The organism is Nocardioides koreensis, from assembly GCF_039531775.1.
Lineage (GTDB): Bacteria > Actinomycetota > Actinomycetes > Propionibacteriales > Nocardioidaceae > Nocardioides > Nocardioides koreensis.
Map to the genome: position 1 here is coordinate 322320 of NZ_BAAAQR010000002.1, position 24115 is coordinate 346434.

Below are 24115 nucleotides of genomic sequence, written 5' to 3' on the forward strand. Positions count from 1 at the left end.
GCGGACTCAGGCGGTGCCCAGCGTGGTGGCGAGCAGCCGCCGCAGCACCCCGAGCTGCGCGCGCATGTGCTCGGGCGTGCCGGTCGAGCGGCACAGCAGGAACGCCCCCTCGAAGGTCACGAACACGTGGTCGGCCAGGGCGTCCACGTCGCCGAGGTCGCGGTCGCGGGACGTCGCGGCGGCCGTGAGGAGGTCGGCGATCTCCTTGCGCCAGACCTCGATGGCGTGGTTGACCAGGTCGGCGGTGCCGTTGGAGACCAGCTGCTGCTCGGTGAGCACGGCGACGTAGAGGCAGTTGCTCTGCGCGGACATGACCTCCTCGGCCGAGTCCTCGAAGTGGCGGACGAACGCCACGACCCGCTCCGCCGGGTCGCTGATCGAGGCGGTTGCGTCGAGGGCCGTCCGCAGGTGGCCGATGTCCGCGGTGACGTAGCGCTCGGTCAGGGCCCGCGCGAGGTCGACCTTGGAGTCGAAGTGGTGGAAGAAGGCGCCCTTGGAGGTCCCGGCGGCCTTGAGCACCTGGTCGACGGACGTGGCCGCGAAGCCGTTCTCGATCACCAGGTGCTGGGCGGCGTCGAGGATCCGCTCGCGATTGATCGCCCCGTTCTTCGGCATACCCCCTTGTATCAGACCAAACAGTCTGTTACAAACAGACCAATCAGTCTGTTTCGAGAGGGAGCACCATGAACACCACCGAGAACCTTCCCTGGCTGTCCGCCGGTGGCTACGTCAGCGACGGCGGCCTGGAGACCGACCTGATCTTCAACCGCGGCGTGGACCTGCCCGAGTTCGCGTCCTTCCCGCTCGTCGAGGACGACCGCGGCCGGGGCCTGCTGCGCGACTACTACGACGGGTACGCCGCCGTCGCCCGCCGAGCCGGCGTCGGCCTCACCCTGGAATCGCCGACCTGGCGCGCGAACCCCGACTGGGGAGCCCGGGTCGGCTACGACGCCGCCGCGCTGGACCGGGTGAACCGGGCCGCGATCGGGTTCCTCGACCAGCTGCGGGACTCCTACGCGGACCTCGAGGACGTGCGGATCATCGGCGCCCTGGGCCCACGTGGCGACGGGTACGTCGCGGGCGAGAGGACCGATCCGGACGTGGCGGCCGACTACCACCGCGGCCAGGTGGAGTCGTTCGCCGCCGCGGGTGTCGACGTCGTCGCGGCGTACACGATCACCGGGCCCGAGGAGGGGATCGGGATCGCGCGCGCCGCCCGGCAGACCGGGGTCCCGGTGCTGGTCGGCTTCACCGTCGAGACCGACGGCCGGCTGCCCGACGGCACTGCGCTGCGCGACGCGGTGGCACTCGTCGAGGCCGAGGAGGCGCCCGACGGGTTCCTCGTCAACTGCGCCCACCCCACCCACATCACGCCCGCCCTCGAGGACGGCGAGTGGCTCGGCCGGATCGTCCAGGTCAACCCGAACGCCTCCACCCTCAGCCACGCCGAGCTCGACGCGGCCGAGGAGCTCGACCCGGGCGACCTCGGCCTGCTGACCACGTCGTACGACGCCCTCCGCGCGCAGCTCCCCGGCCTGGCCGTGGTCGGCGGCTGCTGCGGCACCGATGCCCGTCACGTCGCCGCCCTGTGGGGCGTGTGACCCGTCCCGACCTCGGACACCCCCGACCCGATCACGGAGAAGACCATGCGCACCAGCACCACCTCGACCGTCCACCGACCCGGCACCGACCGACCGGGCAGCGACCGACCGGGCGGCGACCGGCCGGCCGCGCCACCCGGCGCCGGCATCCGCCGCGCCACGCCGGGCGACGCGGCCACCCTGAGCCGGACCCTCGCCGACGCGTTCCGCGACGACCCGGTCTTCGACTGGTGCATCCCCGACGCACGGCAGCGGGACCAGCACCTCGCCGGCTGGTTCCGGGTCGTCGTCGACGCCCTGCTCGAGCACGAGGAGACGTACTGCACCGAGGACGCCGCCGGCGCCGCGCTGTGGGTCCGCCGGCGTGATTCCCATGACCGAGCAGCAGACGGCACACCTCGGTGCGGTCACCGCAGGGATCGGAGCCGCGGAGCTCGACCGGATCGCGGCGCTGACCGGCGAGATGGACGCCCACCACCCCCACGCCCCACACCTCTACCTCTGGTTCCTCGGGGTCCACGCGAGCCGTCGGGGACAGGGGTGGGGCGGTCGCCTCCTGGAGGCCCGACTGGCCCGGGCCGACGAGCAGTCGCTCCCCAGCTACCTCGAGGCGACCAGCCCGCGGAACCGCGCGCTGTACGAGCGCCACGGCTTCGAGGTCATCGGCGAGATCTCCACCGAGGGGTCGCCGCCGATGTGGCAGATGTGGCGGGACTGCCGGTAGTGGCACCCGGTCCACCATCCGGCACACGGCGCCGGGCGGTTCGCCCCTGACCTCGCGGTCCTCACCGGATGACGCTGGAGGTGGAACGACGTGCTCGAGGGCACGACCTACACAACCAGACAAGGGGGAGGTACGCATCATGCAGTTCGTTCCCGTCCAGAAACCCGGGTCAGGCAGAGGCGTGCACAGGGCACTCATCCTGTTCTTCGCCGGCATCCTGGCGCTCGGGGTGTTCGCACCCACCACGTCCTCGGCAGCCGGTCCGGCGCTGCTGCGGGTCAAGAACACGACGGTCACCGAAGGCGACGCCGGGACGACGGCCGCCCACGTCAAGATCAAGCTGAACCACCGCACGAACCACAGGGTGACCGTCGGCTGGGCCACGGCGGACGGGAGCGCCACGGCCGGCTCGGACTACGTCGCAGCCTCGGGGCGCGCCAGGATCGCCAAGGGTCACAAGGTCGCCTACGCCAACGTCAGCGTGATCGGTGACACGACCAACGAGTCGAACGAGTACTTCAAGGTGAGGCTGTTCCGGCCCACCGGCGCCAGGATCGTGGACCGCGTGGGGTTCGTCGAGATCCTCGACAACGACGCGCCACCCCAGGCCCGGCCGACGCTCAACGTCGCGGACGCGAAGGTCGTCGAGGGTGGGACCCTGCACTTCAAGGCCTCCCTCACCAAGGCAGCCTCGACTGCCGTCACGTTCGACTTCGCGACCGCCGACAACACCGCCACCGCGCCTGACGACTACACGGCGAGCACCGGCAACGACAGGGTCATCCCCAAGGGCGAGACCTCGGCCTACGTCACGGTGAAGACCATCGACAACGCCGACACCGTGGACGAGACGATGTTCCTCAACATCAGCGACGTCCGCGGCGCGGTCGCCGGCGACCTCCACGCGGTGGGCACCATCGTCGACGACGACGCCCAGCCGGTGCTGTCGGTGGCCTCCCTCGGCGCGGTCAAGGAGGGCGGCGTCGTCCACTTCCGGGTCTCGCTGTCCAAGGCGGCCTCGGGGCCGGTGTCGTTCCACTACGCGACTGCCGACCACACCGCCACCGCACCGAGTGACTACACCGCGATCCCCGACACGGTGAAGACCATCACCGCGGGCGACACGAGCGTGATCATCACGGTGCAGACCAACGACCCGACACCGGATGTCGCGGAGCCGACCGAGACCTTCTTCTTCAGGATCTCCAACCCGACGGGCGCGACGCTGGGGACCGCCCAGGCCCTCGGAGTCATCGAGGACGACTGAACCGACAGGAGACATCACTCACCCGGAGCCCGGCTGTCAGCGGTGACATGGCCCACCGTTTCGACTGACGTCGGCGTGGGCAGCTCACCCCCATGCAGTCGGGCCACGGAACGCACGAAGGCCCCGGGATCACCCGGGGCCTTCGACTGCTGGTGCGCGAGGGGGGAGTTGAACCCCCACGCCCTTTCGGGCACACGGACCTGAACCGTGCGCGTCTGCCTATTCCGCCACTCGCGCTTGAAGCGGGCTCAGGCTATCCCAGCGCCCTCGACATTCCCAAACCGGGCGGAGGGCGTGCACCACGGCCTGTGCCGACCCCGTTACGATCGGTCGCGACCCAGCGCGCGGCTGGGCTCGTCGGCCTGCCGTGGTCGAGGCGGCCGGCAACGGCCGAGGACGGAAGGAGGCGGGCAGCGTGAGCGGACTGTCGCGGTTCGAGCACAAGCTGGAGGAGATGATCTCCGGTGCCTTCGCCCGGGCGTTCCGCTCGGCGGTGCAGCCGGTGGAGATCTCCGCAGCGCTCCAGCGCGAGTGCGACAACAACGCCCAGATCCTCTCCCGGGACCGGCGCATGGTCCCCAACGACTTCCACGTCGAGCTGTCCCAGACCGACCTCGACCGGCTCGCGCCGTACGACACCGCGATGGGCGAGGAGCTGGTCAAGCAGCTCGAGGACCACGCCGACACGCAGAGCTACGTCTTCCCCGGCCCCGTCACGATCGACTTCGAGGCGGCCGAGGACCTGACCACGGGCCGGTTCCGCATCCGCAGCCGGGCCCAGGCGAAGGTCACCGGCAGCGCCAGCCACACCCAGGTACGCCGGGCCCGCGCCCTGCTCGAGGTCAACGGCACCCGCCACCCGCTGCAGCCCCCCGGCCTGGTGATCGGCCGCGGGACCGAGGCCGACGTCCGCATCAACGACCCGGGGGTCAGCCGCCGGCACGTCGAGTTCGTCGTCGAGCCCGGGGACCACGCCCGGATCGAGGTGCGCGACCTCGGGTCGACCAACGGCATGCACGTGGACGGCCACCGGGTCACCCACACCGGCGTGCGCGACGGCTCCCAGGTCAAGATCGGCAACACCACGATGACCGTGCACGTCATCGAGGAGGACATGGATGTCTGAGCTCACCCTGTTCCTGATCCGGGTGGCCTACCTGGCGATCCTGTGGATCTTCGTCCTCTCGGCGATCTCGGTGATCCGCTCCGACATGTTCGGGGCGCGGGTCCCCGAGGCGGCCCGTGGTGCGGCCAACCGGAGCCGCAAGCAGCCCAAGGCGGCCAAGCCGCCGACGCGGCGCCGCGGAGCGCCGACCCACGTGCTGGTCACCGAGGGCGCGAACTCCGGTGAGCGCGCCGACCTGGACCGGGCCCCGATCCTGATCGGGCGCGGCAACGACGCGGCGATCCGGCTCGACGACGACTACGTGTCCACCCGACACGCGCGGATCGCCGCCTCCGGCGACCAGTGGTTCGTGGAGGACCTCGGCTCCACCAACGGCACCTACATCGGCAGCGTCCGGATCACCCAGCCCACCACGATCAGCCTCGGCACCCAGGTCCGCATCGGCAAGACCATCCTCGAGCTGCGGAAGTAGCTGCGCATGACCCAGCCGACCACCCAGCCGACGACCCGGCCGACCGCGCCGCTGCGGCTCCAGTTCGCCGCCGTCTCCGACGTGGGCCGGGTCCGCAAGGACAACCAGGACTCCGGGTACGCCGGACCCTGGCTGCTGTCGGTGTGCGACGGCGTGGGCGGGGCCGCCCGCGGTGACATCGCCTCCAGCACCGCCATCCAGCAGCTCCGCAAGCTCGACGAGCCGCCCACCGAGGACCTGCTGGGCCAGGTGGCCGGCGCGCTGCACCGGGCCCACGACCGGATCGGCGAGCTGGTCGACGAGGACCCCTCCCTCAACGGCACCAGCACCACCGCCACCGTCGCCCTCTTCGACGGCACCCGGCTCGGCCTCGGGCACGTCGGCGACAGCCGTGCCTACCTCTACCGCAGCGGCGAGATCACGCAGCTGACCAAGGACCACACCTTCGTGCAGAGCCTCATCGACGAGGGCCGCATCACCGAGGACGAGGCACGCGTCCACCCGCACCGCAACCTCATCCTCAAGGCCCTCGACGGCATCCACGAGGCGGAGCCCGACCTCTTCCACATCGGCCTGGCCGCGGGCGACCGCATCCTGCTCTGCAGCGACGGCGCGTCCGGTGTCCTCGACGACCGCCGGCTGGCCGACATCCTCTCGACCGGCGGTCCGGACTTCGCCGCGGTCGAGCTGGTCCGCGCCAGCCTGGAGGCCGGCAGCTCCGACAACGTCACGTGCATCGTGGCCGACGTGGTGGACGGCTCCACGCCGGTCGAGGACCCCCCTCCGATCCTGGTCGGCGCCGCCGCCGAGCTGCGGCGGCGTACCCGCAGCGCCAAGGGCAGCCTCTTCCGCGGGCACCGCGCCGGCGACACCGGCGAGCTCGAGCCCGTCGCCGCCGAGATCCCCGACGACGTGCCGTTCGCGATCTCCAACGACCCGTTGGACCCCGAGCAGGCCCGCTACGCGCCGCGCCCACCGCGCCGGTTCGTGTGGCTCAAGCGGCTGCTCGCGGGCCTGATCGTCCTCGGTCTCCTCTGGGTCGCCCTGGCCGCGGCCTGGTCGTGGAGCCAGCAGCAGTACTACGTCGGTGAGCAGGACGGCACCGTGGTCATCTACCGCGGCCTGAACGCCGACCTGCCCGGCGTCTCGCTGTCCAGCACCTACGAGACCACCGACGTCCAGATCGCCCGGCTCTCCGACTTCGACGCGGGCAAGGTCCGCGAGGGGATCGACGCCGGCAGCCTCGACGACGCCCGGCGCGCCGTCGACAACCTCGCGTCCAAGCAGTCCACCGACACCACCGCAGGCGGCTGAGCCATGGCCCAGAACAGCGGTTCGTTCCTCGGGTTCGTGCACCGGCGTCGCCGGGGCGCGGAGCTCTTCCTGCTCGTGCTCGCCCTCGCGGTCGGCATCGGCGCCTACGCCGCCGTCGGCATCGGCGTCGAGGGGGAGGTCCCGGCCGACATCATCGGCTACGGCGGCTGGCTGGCGGTCCTGGTCGTCGGCTGCCACGTCGTGGTGCGCTTCGTCGCGCCGTACGCCGACCCGGTGCTGCTGCCCGTCGTCGCGGCCCTCAACGGGCTCGGCCTCGCGGTCATCCACCGGCTCGACCTCGCCTACGCCGCCGACAGCAGCGACGCGACGCCCGCGGGCTTCGCCCGGCAGCAGCTGATCTGGATGACCCTCGGCGTGCTGCTGTTCATCGGGACCCTGTTCGTGCTGCGCGACCACCGGGTCCTGCAGCGGTTCACCTACACCAGCGGCCTCGGCGCGATCGTGCTGCTCCTGCTGCCCATGCTCCCCGGTATCGGCGCGACCATCAACGGCGCCCGGATCTGGATCCACCTCGGCCCGTTCAGCTTCCAGCCGGGCGAGGTCGCCAAGGTGCTGCTGGTGATCGCCTTCGCCGGCTACCTGGTGCTGCACCGCGACGCGCTGGCCCTCGCCGGCCGCCGGGTCCTCTTCGTCGACCTGCCGCGCGGCCGGGACCTCGGCCCGATCCTGGCGATGTGGCTGATCAGCCTGGGCATCCTGGTCTTCCAGCACGACCTCGGCTCCAGCCTGCTGTTCTTCGGCCTCTTCCTGATCATGCTGTACGTCGCCACCGAACGCCCGGGGTGGCTGATCGTCGGCGGCGGGCTCTTCCTCCTGGGGGCGCTCGCGGCGTACAAGCTCATCAGCCACGTCACCCTGCGCGTCGACGTCTGGCTGCACCCGATGTCCTACTACGACAAGAGCCCGGGCAGCTTCCAGCCCGTCGAGGCGATGTTCGGGATGGGCTGGGGCGGCCTGATCGGCCGCGGCTTCGGTGACGGCAGCCCGCAGCGGGTGCCCTACGCCAACTCCGACTTCATCATCAGCTCGATCGGCGAGGAGCTGGGCCTGACCGCGGTGATCGCGGTGATCCTGCTCTACGGCCTGATCGTGGAGCGGGCGCTGCGCGCGGCGCTCGTGTGCCGCGACGGCTTCGGCAAGCTGGTGGCCACCGGCCTGGCCGCGATCTTCGCGCTCCAGGTCTTCGTGGTCATCGGCGGTGTCACCAGCCTGATCCCGCTCACCGGCCTCACCACACCGTTCCTCTCCTACGGCGGGTCCTCGCTCGTCGCGAACTGGGTGATCATCGCGTTGCTGCTCCGCATCTCCGACCAGGCCCGCCGGCCGATCCCGGACCTGTCGGGTCCGGACGAGATCGCCGACTCCGAGGCGACGCAGGTGGTGAAGCTCCAGTCATGAACAAGCCGATCCGCACCATCTCGATCTTCTGCCTGCTGCTGTTCGTGGCGCTGATGCTCAACGCGACGTACCTCCAGTACTACAAGGCCGGAGCCCTGGACAAGGACCCGCAGAACCGTCGGGTCATCGCGGCGGCCTTCTCCCGGGAGCGGGGCGCGATCCTGGTCGGGCGCGACCCGGTGGCGCAGAGCGTCAGCACCGACGACCAGTACAAGTTCCAGCGGACCTACTCCCAGCCCTTCAAGTACGCCCCGCTCACCGGCTGGTTCTCCTACTACAGCCAGACCGGGATCGAGCAGTCGCAGAACGACGTGCTCTCCGGTGACGACTCGCTGCTGTTCGTCACCAAGCTGGTCGACCTGCTCAGCAACGACTCCTCCAAGGGCGGCAGCGTCGAGCTCACCATCGACCCCGCGGCCCAGACCGCGGCGTACGACGGGCTGCGCGCCCTGCCCGGCGACGTCCAGGGCGCCGTGGTCGCGCTCGAGCCCAGCACCGGCAAGATCCTCGCGATGGTGTCGCTGCCGACCTACGACCCCAACAAGCTCGCCGGACACGACTTCTCGGAGGCCGGCAAGGCCTACGACCAGCTCAACGCCAACGAGTCCGAGCCGTTGCTCAACCGTGCCATCCAGACCCGGCTGCCACCCGGCTCGACGTTCAAGGTGGTGACCGCGGCGGCGGCCATCGAGAGCGGCAACTACAGCGCCGACTCACAGGTCCCCGGAGGGGCGGAGTACACCCCGCCGCAGACCGGCAACGTCATCGACAACGAGGGTCGTGACTGCGGCACCAGCCGGATCCCGTTCGCCCAGGCGATGGAGAACTCCTGCAACACCACCTTCGCCGCCCTGGCCAACGAGGTGGGCGCCGAGGGGATGCGGAAGCAGGCGGAGGCGTTCGGCTTCAACAGCCACTACCTCGAGGACCTCGGGCCGCAGGCCGAGTCCAACTTCCCGACCGACGACGCGCTCTCGCCGGCGTTCGTCGCCCAGACCGGCATCGGCCAGTACGAGGTGGCCGCCACGCCGCTGCAGATGGCGATGGTCGTCGCGGGCATCGCCAACGGCGGCACCGTGATGCGCCCCTACGTCGTCGACGAGGTGCAGTCGCCCGAGCTCGACGTGCTCGACAAGACCGAGCCCAGCGAGCTCTCGCGCGCGGTGTCGTCCTCGACCGCCAGCGAGCTCACCAAGCTGCTGGTCGCCACCGTCGACGACGGCACGGCGTACCCCGCGGCGATCCCGGGCGTCGTGGTCGCCGGCAAGACCGGCACCGCCCAGAGCGGCATCGACAACGTGCCGCCGTACGCCTGGTTCGTCTCGTTCGCTCCCGCCGACGACCCGAAGGTCGCGGTGGCGGTGATGATCCAGAAGGCCGACATCCCCCGCGGTGAGATCGCCGGCGGCCAGCTCGGCGGACCGATCGCCAAGGCGGTCATGGAGGCGGTGATCCAGTGACCCCGCCGGAGCAGGACTTCGGGTTCGCCGACGACGGCCGGCGCTACCGGCTCGACTCCCGGATCGCCACCGGCGGGATGGGCGAGGTCTGGCGGGGCACCGACACCGTGCTCAACCGCGAGGTCGCGATCAAGCTGCTCAAGCGCGAGTACGCCGACGACGAGTCGTTCCGCTCCCGCTTCGAGACCGAGGCCCGGCACGCCGGCTCCCTGCACCACCCCGGGATCGCGGCGGTCTTCGACTTCGGCGAGGGAGCCCCGGCCGACGGGTCCGGCGCGCCGCGCCCCTACCTGGTGATGGAGCTCGTCGACGGGCAGCCGCTCTCCGACCTGCTGCGCCCCGACGAGCCGATGGACCCCGACGTCACCCGCGACCTGCTCGGCCAGGCCGCCGCCGCGATCGGCGCGGCGCACGCCGCGGGCATCGTGCACCGTGACATCAAGCCGGCCAACCTGCTGGTCACCCCGGCGCGCGAGGTCAAGATCACCGACTTCGGCATCGCCCGGGCCGCCGAGGGGATGGCGCTCACCCAGACCGGCCAGGTCATGGGCACCCCGCAGTACATCTCCCCCGAGCAGGCACGGGGGACCACCGCCACGCCCGCCTCCGACGTCTACGCGCTCGGGGTCGTGGCCTTCGAGTGCCTCGCCGGTCGGCGCCCGTTCGTCGCCGACACCCCGATCGCCACAGCCCTCGCCCACCTGCGCGAGCCGGTGCCGCCGCTGCCGCCGGAGGTCCCCGCCGACCTCGCGGCCGTCGTACGCAAGGCGATGTCGAAGGAGCCCGGGGACCGGTACGCCGACGGCGCGGCGTTCGCTGCCGCCCTCCGGGACCCGGCCACCGCCGCCACCGCGATCGTGCCGCCGCCGGACACCGGGAGCACCCAGGTGCTCGCCGGCGCTGGAGCGGCGGGTGCCGCGGGTGCTGCGGGTGCCGCCGCGCTGGACACGGGTGCGGCCGAGGCCGCACCCACCGGGCCCACGCACGCCGCCACCCCGCCGCCGCGTCGCCGCCGGGGTGCCCTGTGGCTGCTCGCCGGGGCGTTCGCCGTGCTCGCCGTCGTGGTGATCGGCTTCCTCGTCTTCGCGGGCGGGGGCGACCAGACCGACCCGACGCAGAACCCCACGAAGCATCCCTCGCGCACCCACAAGCCCACGAAGGCGCCGTCGAGCGAGCCGACCCAGGCCCCGACCACGACCAGCCCCTCGTCGGCCGCGCCCTCCTCCGCGCCCACCTCCCAGGAGCCCACGCAGTCCAGCAGCCCCACGGTGACCGAGTCGCCCTCCGCCTCCACCACGCCGACCCAGTCGCCGAGCAGCACCACCTCCGCGCCGACGGCCACGGAGACCACGACCGCGCCGGCGTCCCAGGCTCCTGCGACCACCTCGACCACGTCCCCCAGTGCCGGCGCCACCGCCGCCAGCCGGGCCCCGGCGCCGAGCACCGACGGAAAGGCCGCCCGCTGATGAGCAACCCGCAGCCGACGGTGGTCGGCGGACGCTACGAGCTCGGTGAGCTCCTCGGCCGTGGCGGCATGGCCGAGGTCCGCAAGGGCATCGACACCCGACTCGGTCGCGTGGTCGCGGTCAAGCGCTTGCGCACCGACCTCGCCAGCGACGCGACGTTCCAGGCCCGGTTCCGGCGCGAGGCGCAGTCGTCGGCGTCGCTCAACCACCCGGCCATCGTCGCGGTCTACGACACCGGCGAGGAGATGTCGACCGACGGGTCCGACGTCGCCCAGCCCTACATCGTCATGGAGTTCGTCGCCGGCCGGACGCTGCGCGACATCCTGCGCGAGGGTCGCAAGATCCTGCCCGAACGGGCCCTGGAGATCACCAGCGGCGTGCTCTCCGCGCTCGACTACAGCCACCGTGCGGGGATCATCCACCGCGACATCAAGCCCGGCAACGTGATGCTCACCCCGAGCGGCGACGTGAAGGTGATGGACTTCGGCATCGCCCGCGCGATCAGCGACGCGTCGTCGACCATGACCCAGACCGCCGCGGTCGTCGGCACCGCCCAGTACCTCTCCCCGGAGCAGGCCCGCGGCGAGACCGTCGACTCCCGCTCGGACGTCTACTCCGCCGGCTGCCTGCTCTACGAGCTGCTCACCGGGCGGCCGCCGTTCGTGGGCGACAGCCCCGTGGCGGTCGCCTACCAGCACGTCCGGGAGCCGGCCGCGCCGCCGTCGGACCACGACACCGAGCTGCCGGCGGAGATCGACGCGATCGTGATGAAGGCGCTGGCCAAGCGCCTCGAGGACCGCTACCAGTCGGCCGCGGCCATGCGCAGCGACATCGAGCGCTACCTCGCCGGCCGTCCCGTGCACGCCGTGGTCCCGCCGGCGCCGACCGCGACGACGCTGATCCCCCCGGTGGACCCACCGATGGACACGACCGCGACGCGTCCCGTCGCGCCTCCGCCCGAGGAGGAGGAGCGCGGCGGGCGCACCGGCATCATGGTCGCCCTCGGGCTCCTGCTCATCCTGCTGATCGCCGGCGCGGCGTACCTCCTGCCGCGGCTGTTCGAGCAGCCGGTCGAGCAGACCCAGGTCCCGAACCTGATCGGGTTGAGCGAGAAGCAGGCGCGTGCGGCGATCGGCGACGCCGGGCTCGGCGTGGGCACGGTCGACTTCCAGGCCGACCAGGACGTGGCCAAGGACAAGGTCATCAGCCAGGACCCGAACCGGGACCAGTACGTCGACCCCGGCTCCGACATCGACTTCGTGGTCTCCACCGGCAAGCCGCTGGTGACCGTGCCCTCGGTGGTCGGTCAGGACAAGGACACGGCGGCCACGACGCTGCGGAACGCCAAGCTGAAGGTGACGCTCAAGCAGACGCCCTCCGACGAGCCGGCGGGGCAGGTCCTCACGACCGATCCCGCGGGTGGCGCGAGCGTGCCGCAGGGCAGCACGGTCACCGTCTCCTTCTCCGACGGCCCCGAGCAGATCCCCGACGTCGTCGGCATGCAGCAGAAGCAGGCCGAGAAGGCGATCCGCGACGCCGGGTTCCAGCCCGACGTCCTGGAGTCCTCGAGCACGACCGAGCCCAAGGGCACCGTGATCAAGCAGAGCCCCCAGGCCGGCCAGACCGCCGACCAGGGCTCCACGGTCACGATCCTGGTGTCATCGTACGAGCCGCCGACCGAGTCGCCCTCGCCGACCGAGACGCCGACGGAGACCCCCACGCTGCCGACCGGGCCGCCGTCGCCCACCGGCCGCAACGCCCTGCCGCCGGGACGCCTCAGCGGCCGGTGAGGCGCATGGGGTGGCCGGGTCTCAGCGCAGCGGCTTGGCGTAGTTGAGGTCGAGGAGCCCGTCGTACGCCGGTGCCGTGATGCTGTCCTCGAGCTGGAGGTCCCAGCCCACGGAGATGGTCGGATCCGCGGCCTGCTCGCGGTAGACCTGCAGGTAGCGGTCGTCCTCGATCGCGCTCAGCAGCGTCGCCTGGTCGCCGACCGCGGAGATCACGTAGGGCTGGGAGTAGGGGACGCCCTGGAGCTGGACGGCGTTCCCCTCGCACTTGATGCCGGTGGTGGTCACCACCCGCTGTCCCTGGACGGTGACCGCGGTGGCACCGGCCTTCCACATCGCGTTCACGACCGCCTGGATGTCCTGCTGGTGCACGACGAGGTAGTTGAGGTCGCGGGTGGTGTTGTTGATGACCTCCTCGGGCGCGTCGGAGAGCGTGACGGTGACCCCGGGTCCGGTGCGCGGCACCAGCCCGGCCGGGTCCTCGAGCTTCTGGATGCGCCGCTGGTAGCGCTGCACCTCGGTGTCGTTGACCGACTCGGTGAGCGTGGCGACATCGGCGTTCAGGTCCTTCACCCGCTGCTGGAGCGCCTGGTAGTCCCGGGCCTCGTTGCTGACCAGCGACGCGAGGTCGGTGTAGCGGCCGGGCCGCAGGTCGGTCCCCTGGCTGTTGTGGGCGCTGACCACGAAGAGCGCCCCGCACAGCAGCACCACCAGCGGCGTGCCGAGGCGCCACAGGCCCCAGCGGCGGCGCGGTCGGCTCGTGCCGTTGTCGGGGCTCGCGTGGGATCCAGGGGTCACGGCGACTAAGGTAGCCCGCGACCTGTGATGACGCGTCATGGTCGCCTGCCGAAATCAGCCCTCTCGCGGGGTCACCACCGAGGAGCAGTCTCGTGTCCAAGCCGAAGTCCAAGCAGCCGGACTACCTCAAGCCGACCCGGGGACCGGTGTTCTCGGCACGGTTCGTGATCGCGCTGGTGCTGATCCTCCTCGGCATCGCCTGGATGACCTACTACTACACCGCCGTCCGGGTCGACCCCACCGTGCTGCCCCCGCCGAAGGCCGGGGACCCGAAGTTCATGGCCGACCTCGGTAACTGGAACTACCTCATCGGCTTCGGGATGGTCTTCGCCGGCCTGGTCGTCGCGGCCCATCCGTCCACCCCGCTCGGCCGCGGTCGCGGCGTCGTGGTCGGGATGCTCGGCTGCTTCCTGATCGGGCTGCTGTGGATCTGCACCTTCTACGTGATCAGCGACAACCTGAGCAGGCTCCCGGTCTTCGACGACCTCGGCCAGAAGAACCTGCTGGTGGGCATCGGCTTCATGGCCGTCGGCTTCGTCTACGCCACGCGCTGGGAGTGATCGCCGCCCCGGCCTGAGGTGCCCGCCGGATCGCTCTGGACCGCCGGTCCGTCCCCCTGGGGATGGGCCGGCGGTTTTGCACATTGGGGACAAGGCTGTGGAGAACTACATCCATGTAGTTCTCCACAGGTAAATCCACAGTTGTGCACAACCGTTGCTGACTGTGCCCGCCTGAGCGCGCCTCGTGCAGGGTGCCTACCCACAATTGGGGATGGGCAACCCTCCGAGCTTGTGGAGAACTGTGGACAACCGACGGGTCGACGTGCTGGCGCGCCGACAAGCGACGGGTCGGCGTCAGGTGAGGGTCGCGGTGCGGAGCAGGACCGCGACCACGAGGGCGAGGGTGATCGCGCCGAGCCCGAGCGACTGCCACAGGGTGCGGTGGGTCCGCGGCGAGTAGGCCAGCACGACGGCGATCAGGGCGCCGCCGAGGAAGCCGCCGAGGTGGCCCTCCCAGGAGATGAAGCCCCGGCCCACCACGGTGATCAGGAAGTTGAGGCCGATCCACATCAGGATCGGCTGCAGGTTGCCGCCGACCTTGAAGGCCAGCACCAGCAGCGCGCCCATCAGGCCGAAGATCGCGCCCGAGGCGCCGAGGGTGGAGCCGTCGACGGGGGCGAGCCAGTAGACCAGCGTGGAGCCGGCCAGGGCCGAGATCAGGTAGAGCGCCAGGAACCGGGCGCGGCCGATCGCCAGCTCCAGCTGGGGACCGAGGAACCACAGCGCCAGCATGTTGAAGCCGATGTGCCAGATCTCGACGTGCGTGAAGGCACTGGTGAGGAGCTGCCAGTAGGCCCCGTCGCTGACGCCGTTGATCCAGTCGCCCTGCGGGTTCGTGGCGCAGACGGTCTCGCTGCCGATCCCGGGGTAGTAGAGGTCGGGGCGGCTGGCCGAGACGCAGCGCCCGGTGGGCAGCAGCATCAGCTTGTTGAGCCAGGCGCTGGCCGAGCCGCCGGTGGCCATCACCAGCAACCAGACGGCCGCGTTGACTGCGATCAGCACCATCGAGGTGAGGCCGGCGTTGCCGGGCCGCAGCCCGCCGTACGCCGTGCGCCCGCTGCGGGTGGTCTTCGCGCCCTCCGCGACGCACTGCGGGCACTGGAAGCCCACCGCGGCGTCGCGCATGCAGTCCGGGCAGATGGCCCGGTCGCAGCGCTGGCAGCGGATGTACGACTCGCGGCCGGGGTGCCGGTAACAGGTCGGCACCCCGGCTGCGGGGGTCGGGTTGCCGCTCAGGAGCGCACGACCTCGACGTGCTCGATCACGACCGGCTCGAGCGGGCGGTCGCCGGGGCCGGTCGCGGTGGTGCCGATCGCGTCGACGACGTCGCGCGAGGCCTGGTCGGCGACCTCACCGAAGATGGTGTGCTTGAAGTTCAGCCACGAGGTCGCGCCCACCGTGATGAAGAACTGCGAGCCGTTGGTGCCCGGGCCGGCGTTGGCCATCGCGAGCAGGTAGGGCTTGTCGAAGGTGAGCTCGGGGTGCGGCTCGTCCTTGAAGGTGTAGCCGGGGCCGCCGGTGCCGGTGCCGAGCGGGCAGCCGCCCTGGATCATGAAGCCCTCGATGACGCGGTGGAAACCCAGGCCGTCGTAGAACGGGCCGGTCTTGCCGTTGCCGGCGTCGTACGACTTGGTGCCCTCGGCCAGCCCCACGAAGTTGGCCACCGTCTCCGGCGCGTGGTCGGGGAACAGGTTGAGGGTGATGTCGCCCTTGTTGGTCTTCAAGATGGCCTGCGTGTCAGCCATGACTGCCTCTCGCGTGAAATGGGTACGACGTGCACGTCGATGCTGTCTGTGCGTCCCCGATCCTCGCACGCGCGGCAAGACGTCCCACAAGACGTCTGGCCAGGCGCGCGCACGCTGGCTGGGTCGGGTGAGACATGATCGAATGGAAGCCACACGACGAGAAGGAAGTGTCACGCCCATGGGCCTGCGCAAGAAGAAGTCGCTCATCGATCAAGCCTCCGAGTACGTCGACACGGTCCGGCCTCAGCTCGAGTCGGCCGCCGAGACCGCGAAGGCCGCGGCCCTCGACGCCAAGGAGCGCGCGCTGCCGCTCCTGGCCGAGGCCCGGGAGAAGGCCGGCCCTGCGCTCGCCGACGCCCGTGAGAAGGCCGCGCCGTACCTCGCCGACGCACGCGAGAAGGCGGCCCCCTACGTCGCCGAGGCCCGGGAGAAGGCCGCGCCCTACGTCGCCGACGCACGCGAGAAGGCGGCCCCCTACGTCGCCGAGGCCCGTGAGAAGGCCGCCCCCGTGCTGGCCGACGCCCGCGCCAAGGCGGCGCCCGTCGTCGCGACCGGCGTCGCGATCGCCTCCGAGAAGGCCGCCCAGGGCGCCCAGTTCGCCGCCGAGAAGGCCGCCGAGGGCCGCGACCTGGCCGCCGCCAAGGCCGCGGAGCTGAACCCGGAGAAGAAGAAGGGGTCGAAGCTGAAGAAGATCCTGCTCATCGGCGGGGTCGCTGCCGTGCTCGGCTTCGTCGCCCGCAAGCTGCAGGGTGGCGGCGCCGGCAGCGACAGCTGGCAGTCGTCCTACGTGCCGACGCCTGCACCGACGCCGCCCACGCCGCCCACGCCCGCCGCTCCCATGTCGGGTGTGGACACCGGCACGGGCGAGGAGGACCAGGGCGGCTCGTCGCCCGACGAGGCGCTCGCCGACCAGGCCGAGGCACCGCACCCGGTCACCACTCCGGACGACCCGGCCGACGTGGTCTCGATCGAGGGGGACGACACCGACGACAAGGCCTGAGCAGCCCGCCGCGGACCGCGGCACTCAGCTCCCGGACCGGCCGGAGGAGAGATCCTCCGGCCGGTTCTCCTCCACCCAGGTGTCGATCCGCTCCCACCACGCGTAGAGCCAGTCGATCCGCGCCTCTCGCCCCTCGGGGATCTCCGCGCGCGGCACCTGCCACCAGCGCATGATCAGCTGCTTGTCCATCGGCAGCTCCCGCCACACGTCCGCGACGGTCCGCAGGTGGTCCAGTCCGGTGTGCGCGACCAGGACGACGTCGGCGTCCGGGGCGGCGTCGAGCGCGGCCAGGAATCCGCCGGGCCGCGGCGCGAGCACGTTGGTCATCTCCTCGGCGCGCCGCGCCATCCGCTCCATCCCGAGCCGGTGCAGCCGGTCGATCGCGCGCTGACGCCGCTCGGGGGTGAAGTTGCCGCCCTCGGGGAAGATCACGAACGCGTCGTTGTCGTCGAGGCCGGACGCCAGGGCCGCGATGTGCGACTCGAAGTCCTCACCGGGACCCGGGTTGGTGGAGATGAACCGGGCCGGGATCCGGCCCAGCAGCACGTCGATCGCGGGGTCCCAGGCGAGCGTGTCCTTGAGCACGACCCGGGGCTCCCGGGAGTACCAGTGCATCAGCGCGTAGATCAGGGTGAAGGAGTCGCCCGGCCCGGCGTGCCGGCAGCAGACCAGCAGCGGGGTCCCCGGGTGGGCGTCGGGAGCCGGGCCGTCGGTGGTGATCCGCAGCCGCAGCACCCGCCGCGACTCCCGGAAGAACAGCCACGTCACGCCCTGCACCAGGTCGTAGTGGATGCCCTCGAAGTACGGCGTGCGCAGCCGCCAGCCGAACCCCGAGGCGAGCCACAGCCCGAACATCACCACGAGCAGCAGCGCCTCGCAGGTGAGGTAGAGGATGACCACCCACAGCAGCCGCAGCGCGCGCCAGCGCCCGGGCAGCACCGGGGACAGCGCCGCGGCCGCGATCAGCCACAGCGGCAGGGTGACCCACAGCAGCACCGTGAGCAGGACGGCCGCGGGCGCGAGGACGACGCGTCGCAGCAGCCGGGTCATCGCGGGTCCGGGGTGGCCAGGTGCTCCTCGAGGTAGGCCGCCGAGGCCTCGTAGGTGTCGTCGATGCGCTGCTGCACGCTGCCGAAGTCCCGGCTGCCGAGCAGCGTGTCGTCCCGGCTGGAGGTGCCCCGGGCGGGCAGCACGTGGGCCTCGACCCCGCCGGGCAGCTCGGCCATCTCCCGCACGAACCGGTGCCGCCGGGCGATCTCGAACGACACCCGCGCCACCTCCCACGGCCGGCGCGGCACGCTCAACGGCCGGTCGAGACGGCCCACCTGCAGCACGAAGACCCGGGTGGCCCCCAGCTGCACCGCCCGGCCGACGGGGACGGAGTTCACGATGCCGCCGTCGAGGAAGTGCTCGTCGCCCACCTTGGCCGGCGGCAGCAGGCCGGGTACGGCGGCGCTCGCGACGACGGCGTCCACCACCGGGCCGGAGTCGAACCAGTGCTCCGCGGACCGCTCGATGCTGGCGGCGCAGACCTGGAACCGGACCGGCAGCTCCTCGAACGTGACGTCGCCGAGCTCCTCGGCCAGCCGCTTCTTCAGGGGCTTGGCGGAGTAGATGTGGGTGCCGGTCGAAACGGCGCGCCGGACGGTGCGCAGCCTGCGGTCGCCGTACACCTCCTGGCCGGAGCGGCTGGCCCCGCGCCACAGGTCGGTCAGGCGCTCGATGACCGCCGGGGAGGGGTCGCGGGCGACCATGGCGCCGTTCAGCGCGCCGACGCTGGTGCCGAGGACGAGGTCTGGAACGATCCCGCGCTCGAACAGGGCGCGCAGCATGCCGACCTCGACCGCGCCGAGGACGCCCCCGCCGCCCAGCACGAACGCGGTCGTCACGCGATCAGACGCCTTCGGCGCGTGAGCCGTCCCCGGTGGTCGGGCCGGCTCCGGTGGTCGAGCCTGTCGAGACCAGCTCGGGGTGCTCGGCACGCATCCGCTGGGTGACCTTGTGCTCGACCCAGAAGATCAGCAGCGGGATCAGGCCCGCGGCGAGCGCGACGACCGTGAAGCCGGCCGACCACCCGGCCTTGCGGGAGAGGAAGAAGGCGACCACCACGTAGATCATGAACACCCAACCGTGGGCGACCCACAGGATGCTCGCGGACTCGCCGAACTGCTGCAGGTCACCGCCCTCGGGGGCGAGGTACTTCAGCGGCATCGCCACCAGGGCGCAGAAGGCGAGCAGCACGCCCACGACGATGGCGAGCACGCGGTAGGCGTTGAACAGGTTCTTCACGCCGCCCAACCTACTGGCCGTCCACAGCGGTGCCGGCGGGCTCTCCCGCCGCCCCCTCCGCCGACGTGGCCTGGGTCTCGGTGTCGGCCTCGCGCGCCCGGACGGTCTCGTCCCGGATCCACCGCACCCAGACGAACAACGCGAAGGCCGCGAAGAACCACCACTCGATGGCGTAGAGGAGGTTGCGCAGGGCCGTGAACCGGCCCGCGTCGGGCAGCTGCTCGAGGTCGGCGTGCTCGAGTCCCGTGGTCCCGTCGTTGGTCGCGCGGTCCCCGACCGGCCACTTCCCCGGCGCCGCCCGGTCGGCGACGACGGCGTAGGCGCCGTAGAGGTCCTGGTCGACGTGCTGGATGACGTCGGCGGTCCGGAGCTGCGGAAGCACGTCGTCGCCCGGGTCGGGGTCGGCCTCGCCGGTGCCCTCGGGGGGCTGGAGCCAGCCGACGAGCTCGCCGTACCCGGTCGGCGGCGCGGGTGCCCGGCCCGGGTCGCTCACCCAGCCGCGCACGACCGGGATCGCCGGGTCGTGCGCCCCGGTGATCGCCAGCGGGGTCACCACCCAGTAGCCCTCGCGGCCGTCCTGCTCGCGCCCGGAGACGTAGACGGTTCCGTCGGGCACCCAGGTCCCGCCGAGGATCACCGGCTGGCCGATCCGGTTGCCCGGGAACGGGTCGTCCGGGCCGATCACCGAGCGCAGGGCGACCGGCTCGACGCGGGTCAGGTCCTGGGCCTCCGCGGCCCGGCGGGCCTGCCACGCGTCGTACTGCCAGACCCCGAGGCCCACGGCGGCGGCGGTGAGCACGACCGCCAGCAGGTGCACCCCCCAGTAGCGGGGGGCGAGCATCGTGGGCACGCCGTCCAGCATACGAAGCGCTGCCGGGCCCGACCGCGGCGCGGGGCCTGTCCACGTACTGGTCTGACCACTTGACCACTGGCCGGCGCCGAACCTAGCGTCGAGGACATGCCACTGCAGCCCGTGTCCCGCCGCTCCGTGCCCGACGAGGTGTTCGACCAGGTCCTCGGTGAGGTCGTGGACGGCGGCCTCGAGGCGGGCGAGGCGCTGCCCAGCGAACGGCGTCTCGCCGAGGTGCTCGGGGTCTCCCGGCCCGCGGTCCGCGAGGCCCTGCAGCGGATGGCGCAGACCCGGCTGGTCGAGGTCCGCCACGGCGGGGCGACCACGGTCCGCGACTTCCGCAGGTACGCCGGCCTCGACCTGCTGCCCCGGCTGCTGGTGCGCGGGGGCGGCCTCGACGCGACCGTGGCCCGCAGCATCCTCGAGGCCCGGCTGGTGATCGGGCCGGGCGTCGCGGCGCTGGCCGCCGAGCGCGGGGGACCGGCGCTGCTCGCGGCCCTCACGGGGGCCGTCGACGCGCTGGCCGGGACCGAGGACGACGTGGAGCGCCAGGTGCACGCGCTGGCGTACTGGGACGTCGTGGTCGACGGCGCCGACTCGCTCGCCTTCCGGCTGATGTTCAACAGCCTGCGCGCGGCCTACGAACCCGCGCTGGAGGCGCTCGCCCCCGTGATGGCCGAGGAGGTCGGCCAGGTCGGCGCCTACCGGGTGCTGACCGCCGCGATCGGCGAGGGCGACCCCGACACCGCCCGGGCTGCGGCCGAGCGGGTGCTCCGGCCCGCGACGACCAGCCTGCTCACCGCCCTCCGGGCACTCGACGAGACCCGTCAGGAGAAGAGATGACCAAGGCGTCGCCCGACATCGAGAAGCTCGCGGCCCAGCGACTGGCCGCCGACGAGGCCCGGATCGACCGGACCACCGGCACCGGCCCACGGCGAACCAACGTCACGCTGGGCACCGCCTGGCGCTCCTTCTGGCGCCACCCCTCCCCGTGGATGATCTCGACCTTCCTGCTCGGCTCGGTCGTGGCCCGCGTCCTGGTCGGCGGCGGGTCGTGGTGGGAGCTGGTCATCCCGGCCGCGCTCGTGGCGCTCTTCCCGCTCATCGAGTGGGTGATCCACGTGTTCGTGCTGCACTGGCGTCCCCGCCGGCTCGGCCCGGTCGAGGTCGACTCGCTGCTGGCGCGCAAGCACCGGGAGCACCACGCCGACCCGCGTGACGTCCCGCTGGTGTTCATCCCGTGGCCGGCGCTCGTCTGGCTGCTGCCGGCGTACGTCGTCGTCGCGCTGCTGGCGATGCCGTCGCTGCCGAGCGCGCTGTCGCTGCTGGTGTCCGTCCACGCGATCAAGCTCGGCTACGAGTGGACCCACTACCTGGTGCACAGCGACTACCGGCCGCGGTCGCGGTGGTTCCGCTCGGTGTGGCGCAACCACCGGCTGCACCACTACAAGAACGAGCACTACTGGTTCGCGGTGACGACCGCCGGCACCGCCGACCGGCTCCTCGGGACCTACCCCGACCCGGCCTCGGTCCCGACGTCGCCCACGGTCAAGCGGCTGCACGCGACCGAGGACACCGAGCGCGGCACCGTCGCCTCGTGACCGTCCACCACCTCAACTGCGCGACCATGCGTCCGGCCGGCTCCCTCGGCGGCCGGGCCCTGCCGGCGCGGCTGGTGGCGCACTGCCTGCTGGTCGAGCGCGCCGACGGGCTGCTGCTGGTCGACAGCGGTTTCGGCACCGGCGACATCGCGGACCCCGGCCGCCTGGGACGGCCGTTCCGCACCGCGGTGCGGCCGGCACTCGACCCGGCCGAGACCGCGCACGCCCAGGTCCTGGCCCGCGGCCACCGCGTCGAGGACGTCACCGACATCGTGCTCACCCATCTCGACCTCGATCACGCCGGTGGCATCGGGGACTTCCCGCAGGCGCGGGTGCACGTCCTCGGCGAGGAGCTGGATGCCGCCCTGCACCCCCGCCTGCGCGAGCGGCCGCGGTACGTCGGCGCCCAGTGGGCGCACGGGCCACGCTGGCAACGCCACCGGGTGGCGGGGGAGGAGTGGCTCGGCTTCGGCGCGGTGACCGCACTCGGCGACGACGTGCTGCTGGTCCCGCTGCGCGGGCACACCCGCGGCCACTGCGGGGTGGCCGTGCGCCGCCCCGACGGCCACTGGCTGCTCCATGCCGGCGACTCCTACTTCCACACCGGCGACCTGGCCGCACCGGTCACCACCCCGCCCGGGCTGCGCGCCTTCCAGCGGCTGATGGCCGTCGACGACCTGCAGCGCCGTCACAACCAGGAGCGCCTGCGCGAGCTGGTGGCCGCCCACTGTGCCGAGGTCACGGTCTTCAGCGCCCACGACGCCACCGAGCTGGCCGCCCTCACCCGGGGCTGAGCCCGGCCTCCGCGGGGTCGGGTCGCCCGCTGAGCAGGCCGACCGAGCCGACGGCGACGCACAGCAGAGCGGCCAGCCCCGCGAGCACGGACCAGTGGTGCACCGTCTCGTCGCAGGCCTGCGAGAGTCGCTCGTCGACTGGCCCGGGTGCGGTGGTCCCGAGGTCCTGCTCGCCCGCCTCGCCGGCCTCGGCCCTGACGATGATGCTGCTGCACGTGCGGGTGGCGCCCCCGTAGTGGACCGTCGGGCTCGTCGCGACCAGCACCGCCGCGCCCAGTCCGAAGGCCACCGCGAGCGTCAGGCAGACGTAGCGGAGCATGAGGCAGCGTAGATCCGTGCTGCTCACGGGGGGAAGTGACCGACCCGGTCGCGACCCGGTGGGCTGTGCTCGTCAGAGCCCGGTCGGCTGCGGGATGGGCGTGACGCTGTTGCACACCGCGAACGGCAGGGTCTCGGTCAGGGCCAGGCCGGCCGCCACCGCGGGGTGCGGCACGTCATACCCGATCCGGCCCGTCGTCGGGTCGCCGACGCCGCGGGCGAAGCCGTCCTCGAACGACGGGCTCGCGACGGGCCAGTCGTCGCCGAGGTGCAGCCGGTCGAAGAGGTCGGTCCGGTCGCGCCCCAGCCGCACCGTCGCGAGGTGGTCGCCGAAGGACACCGCGACGGCGTCCAGCGGCTCCAGGTCGGTCACGTCGTGCCGGGCCAGCACCGCGTCCTGGTCCTCGGCGGTCGCGTCCGGGCCGAGCGCATCGGCGAACGGGACGCAGCCGCGTCGCAGGTACGTCGCCTCCGCGGGCTCGCCCACCAGCGGCGCCACCGTCGGGTCCGTCGCCCAGCTAGCGACGCCGTCGTCGGCGACGCCGGAGACGACCAGATGGTCCTCGCGCAGCACCCGGCCACCGTCGAGCGGCCCGACCCTGGCCCCGACCGCGCCGGCGACCGCGTCCATGTCCAGGTCCGGCCGGAACGCGAGCACGTAGCCGCTGCCCTCCGGCCCGGTGAAGTGCGCCTCCCAGTCCACGTCGTCCTCGGTGAACCCGTGATCGAGCATCAGCTCCGAGGTGTCCTCGCGCAGCATCCCGTCGGTGAGCATCGGGGCCTCGGTCCGCGCCCGCTCCCAGAACGCCGAGCGGTCCGACATCAGGTCGTCGCTGGTCAGGTCCGGCACGCCGAGCTGGCGCCGCACCTCGTCGAGGTCCACCACGGTCAGGGTCGTCGCGGTCGCGGGGACCAGCGGCAGCACCGCCTCGGCCGGCTCCTCGTGCGCGTCGTACGCCGGGGTCCCGGCCAGGCGGGCGGGTGGGCTCGGTGCGTCGGCGGTGGGCGGCGGCACCTCGTCGCACGCGGCGAGCGCCGGGGCGAGGAGCAGGAGCAGCAGCAGGGGACTGCTGCGACGAGTGGTGGAGCCTAGGGGACTCGAACCCCTAACCCCCTGCTTGCAAAGCAGGTGCGCTACCAATTGCGCCAAGGCCCCGGGTCGGGAGGGTCAGCCGCGCTCGACGTTGTCGGTGGCCTCGGCCCACAGGGCCTGCTCGGAGCGGCCCTCGTCGATCTTCTTCTTGGCGATGACGACACCGGCGGCGGCCAGCAGGACCAGGACGAGCTTCTTCATGGGGACTCCCGTGATCTCGTGGGCGCCTGCCTCGGCAGGCGCGGAGCTTCGAGCAGTGGTGGTGGGCCTAACAGGACTTGAACCTGTGACCTCTTCCTTATCAGGGAAGCGCTCTAACCGTCTGAGCTATAGGCCCGGGACTTGGCCGGAAGGATCCGGTGCCAAGAGTGGTCGACCAGCGACCGAGGGGAGACATTACCCCACCGCCGAGCGGCCGGACAAAACGGGAT

The 24115-nt window shown here is 72.1% G+C and carries 26 protein-coding genes and 3 tRNA genes; 15 read left to right on the forward strand and 14 right to left on the reverse strand.

What is annotated here, in order from left to right; translation table 11 throughout:
* Positions 1-6 precede the first annotated feature (6 nt).
* Complete coding sequence (locus tag ABD268_RS05635) at positions 7-615, reverse strand: TetR/AcrR family transcriptional regulator (RefSeq protein WP_344148864.1); 609 nt, start codon at positions 613-615, stop codon at positions 7-9.
* 68 nt (positions 616-683) lie between these two features.
* Between ABD268_RS05635 and ABD268_RS05640 the strand changes: the two genes are divergently transcribed.
* The 3 genes from ABD268_RS05640 to ABD268_RS05650 all read left to right on the forward strand — a co-directional run bounded on the left by ABD268_RS05640 (position 684) and on the right by ABD268_RS05650 (position 3592).
* Positions 684-1601 (forward strand): homocysteine S-methyltransferase family protein, encoded by a 918-nt coding sequence (locus tag ABD268_RS05640; protein WP_344148867.1) that lies wholly within the window; start codon positions 684-686, stop codon positions 1599-1601.
* Between the two features lie 373 nt (positions 1602-1974).
* Entirely contained in the window at positions 1975-2325 is a 351-nt protein-coding gene (locus tag ABD268_RS05645; RefSeq protein WP_344148871.1) for a GNAT family N-acetyltransferase, read from the forward strand.
* Between the two features lie 181 nt (positions 2326-2506).
* On the forward strand, positions 2507-3592 hold the full coding sequence (locus ABD268_RS05650; protein WP_344148874.1) for a Calx-beta domain-containing protein: 1086 nt from the start codon (positions 2507-2509) through the stop codon (positions 3590-3592).
* Positions 3593-3742: 150 nt separating this feature from the next.
* Here ABD268_RS05650 and ABD268_RS05655 read toward each other — a convergent pair.
* Positions 3743-3829 (reverse strand) — tRNA-Leu (locus ABD268_RS05655).
* Positions 3830-4007: 178 nt separating this feature from the next.
* Between ABD268_RS05655 and ABD268_RS05660 the strand changes: the two genes are divergently transcribed.
* From ABD268_RS05660 to pknB, 7 genes are read left to right on the forward strand one after another with little or no spacing between them, the layout of a single operon-like run.
* On the forward strand, positions 4008-4718 hold the full coding sequence (locus tag ABD268_RS05660; protein ID WP_344148877.1) for an FHA domain-containing protein: 711 nt from the start codon (positions 4008-4010) through the stop codon (positions 4716-4718).
* On the forward strand, positions 4711-5190 hold the full coding sequence (locus ABD268_RS05665; protein WP_344148880.1) for an FHA domain-containing protein FhaB/FipA: 480 nt from the start codon (positions 4711-4713) through the stop codon (positions 5188-5190). The genes ABD268_RS05660 and ABD268_RS05665 overlap by 8 nt, the downstream gene beginning before the upstream one ends.
* Before the next feature lie 6 nt (positions 5191-5196).
* Entirely contained in the window at positions 5197-6504 is a 1308-nt protein-coding gene (locus tag ABD268_RS05670; protein WP_344148883.1) for a PP2C family protein-serine/threonine phosphatase, read from the forward strand.
* Between the two features lie 3 nt (positions 6505-6507).
* Positions 6508-7923, forward strand: a complete 1416-nt coding sequence (locus ABD268_RS05675) for an FtsW/RodA/SpoVE family cell cycle protein (protein WP_344148886.1) — start codon at positions 6508-6510, stop codon at positions 7921-7923.
* Positions 7920-9383, forward strand: a complete 1464-nt coding sequence (locus ABD268_RS05680; RefSeq protein ID WP_344148889.1) for a peptidoglycan D,D-transpeptidase FtsI family protein — start codon at positions 7920-7922, stop codon at positions 9381-9383. Before ABD268_RS05675 ends, ABD268_RS05680 begins: the two co-directional genes overlap by 4 nt.
* Positions 9380-10849, forward strand: a complete 1470-nt coding sequence (locus tag ABD268_RS05685; protein WP_344148892.1) for a protein kinase domain-containing protein — start codon at positions 9380-9382, stop codon at positions 10847-10849. The genes ABD268_RS05680 and ABD268_RS05685 overlap by 4 nt, the downstream gene beginning before the upstream one ends.
* Positions 10849-12639 carry a Stk1 family PASTA domain-containing Ser/Thr kinase gene (gene pknB, locus ABD268_RS05690; protein WP_344148895.1) on the forward strand — a complete coding sequence of 597 codons (1791 nt, stop codon included), beginning with the start codon at positions 10849-10851 and terminating at the stop codon, positions 12637-12639. Before ABD268_RS05685 ends, pknB begins: the two co-directional genes overlap by 1 nt.
* 21 nt (positions 12640-12660) lie before the next feature.
* On the opposite strand, the gene ABD268_RS05695 is transcribed toward pknB, so the two are convergent.
* On the reverse strand, positions 12661-13434 hold the full coding sequence (locus ABD268_RS05695) for a DUF881 domain-containing protein (RefSeq protein WP_344148898.1): 774 nt from the start codon (positions 13432-13434) through the stop codon (positions 12661-12663).
* 92 nt (positions 13435-13526) lie between these two features.
* On the opposite strand from ABD268_RS05695, the gene ABD268_RS05700 reads away from it, so the two are divergent.
* Positions 13527-13994, forward strand: coding sequence for a cell division protein CrgA (locus ABD268_RS05700; RefSeq protein WP_344148901.1), 468 nt, complete (start codon positions 13527-13529; stop codon positions 13992-13994).
* A gap of 294 nt (positions 13995-14288) precedes the next feature.
* Here ABD268_RS05700 and ABD268_RS05705 read toward each other — a convergent pair whose 3' ends face one another.
* Positions 14289-15200, reverse strand: coding sequence for a rhomboid family intramembrane serine protease (locus ABD268_RS05705; protein WP_344148904.1), 912 nt, complete (start codon positions 15198-15200; stop codon positions 14289-14291).
* 26 nt (positions 15201-15226) lie between these two features.
* Positions 15227-15739, reverse strand: a complete 513-nt coding sequence (locus tag ABD268_RS05710) for a peptidylprolyl isomerase (RefSeq protein WP_344148907.1) — start codon at positions 15737-15739, stop codon at positions 15227-15229.
* 178 nt (positions 15740-15917) lie between these two features.
* On the opposite strand from ABD268_RS05710, the gene ABD268_RS05715 reads away from it, so the two are divergent.
* On the forward strand, positions 15918-16739 hold the full coding sequence (locus ABD268_RS05715) for a hypothetical protein (RefSeq protein ID WP_344148910.1): 822 nt from the start codon (positions 15918-15920) through the stop codon (positions 16737-16739).
* Positions 16740-16763: 24 nt separating this feature from the next.
* Here ABD268_RS05715 and ABD268_RS05720 read toward each other — a convergent pair whose 3' ends face one another.
* From ABD268_RS05720 to ABD268_RS05735, 4 genes are read right to left on the reverse strand one after another with little or no spacing between them, the layout of a single operon-like run.
* Positions 16764-17789 (reverse strand): 1-acyl-sn-glycerol-3-phosphate acyltransferase, encoded by a 1026-nt coding sequence (locus ABD268_RS05720; RefSeq protein ID WP_344148913.1) that lies wholly within the window; start codon positions 17787-17789, stop codon positions 16764-16766.
* A complete protein-coding gene (locus ABD268_RS05725) occupies positions 17786-18628 on the reverse strand; it encodes a patatin-like phospholipase family protein (RefSeq protein ID WP_344148916.1) in 843 nt (280 codons plus the stop codon). The genes ABD268_RS05720 and ABD268_RS05725 overlap by 4 nt, the downstream gene beginning before the upstream one ends.
* 4 nt (positions 18629-18632) lie before the next feature.
* Positions 18633-19028: a DUF3817 domain-containing protein gene (locus tag ABD268_RS05730; RefSeq protein ID WP_344148919.1), complete on the reverse strand. Its 396-nt coding sequence runs from the start codon at positions 19026-19028 to the stop codon at positions 18633-18635.
* A 10-nt stretch (positions 19029-19038) separates the two neighbouring features.
* The gene (locus tag ABD268_RS05735; RefSeq protein WP_344149192.1) at positions 19039-19869 is read right to left on the reverse strand and encodes an SURF1 family protein; all 831 of its coding nucleotides are present in this window, start codon (positions 19867-19869) and stop codon (positions 19039-19041) included.
* A gap of 117 nt (positions 19870-19986) precedes the next feature.
* Between ABD268_RS05735 and ABD268_RS05740 the strand changes: the two genes are divergently transcribed.
* Genes ABD268_RS05740 through ABD268_RS05750 form a run of 3 tightly spaced genes read left to right on the forward strand, consistent with a single transcriptional unit; the run spans position 19987 to position 22273 of the window.
* Complete coding sequence (locus ABD268_RS05740; RefSeq protein WP_344148922.1) at positions 19987-20721, forward strand: FadR/GntR family transcriptional regulator; 735 nt, start codon at positions 19987-19989, stop codon at positions 20719-20721.
* Positions 20718-21479 (forward strand): sterol desaturase family protein, encoded by a 762-nt coding sequence (locus tag ABD268_RS05745; protein WP_344148925.1) that lies wholly within the window; start codon positions 20718-20720, stop codon positions 21477-21479. The genes ABD268_RS05740 and ABD268_RS05745 overlap by 4 nt, the downstream gene beginning before the upstream one ends.
* On the forward strand, positions 21476-22273 hold the full coding sequence (locus ABD268_RS05750) for an MBL fold metallo-hydrolase (RefSeq protein ID WP_344148928.1): 798 nt from the start codon (positions 21476-21478) through the stop codon (positions 22271-22273). The genes ABD268_RS05745 and ABD268_RS05750 overlap by 4 nt, the downstream gene beginning before the upstream one ends.
* Here the strand turns inward: ABD268_RS05750 and ABD268_RS05755 are convergent.
* The 5 genes from ABD268_RS05755 to ABD268_RS05775 all read right to left on the reverse strand — a co-directional run bounded on the left by ABD268_RS05755 (position 22260) and on the right by ABD268_RS05775 (position 24021).
* Positions 22260-22592 carry a hypothetical protein gene (locus ABD268_RS05755; RefSeq protein WP_344148931.1) on the reverse strand — a complete coding sequence of 111 codons (333 nt, stop codon included), beginning with the start codon at positions 22590-22592 and terminating at the stop codon, positions 22260-22262. The genes ABD268_RS05750 and ABD268_RS05755 overlap by 14 nt on opposite strands.
* 72 nt (positions 22593-22664) lie before the next feature.
* Positions 22665-23606, reverse strand: coding sequence for a hypothetical protein (locus ABD268_RS05760; protein ID WP_344148934.1), 942 nt, complete (start codon positions 23604-23606; stop codon positions 22665-22667).
* 65 nt (positions 23607-23671) lie between these two features.
* Positions 23672-23747 (reverse strand) — tRNA-Ala (locus ABD268_RS05765).
* 12 nt (positions 23748-23759) lie between these two features.
* On the reverse strand, positions 23760-23885 hold the full coding sequence (locus tag ABD268_RS05770; protein WP_344148936.1) for a DLW-39 family protein: 126 nt from the start codon (positions 23883-23885) through the stop codon (positions 23760-23762).
* A 59-nt stretch (positions 23886-23944) separates the two neighbouring features.
* Positions 23945-24021 (reverse strand) — tRNA-Ile (locus ABD268_RS05775).
* Between the last annotated feature and the right edge of the window lie 94 nt (positions 24022-24115).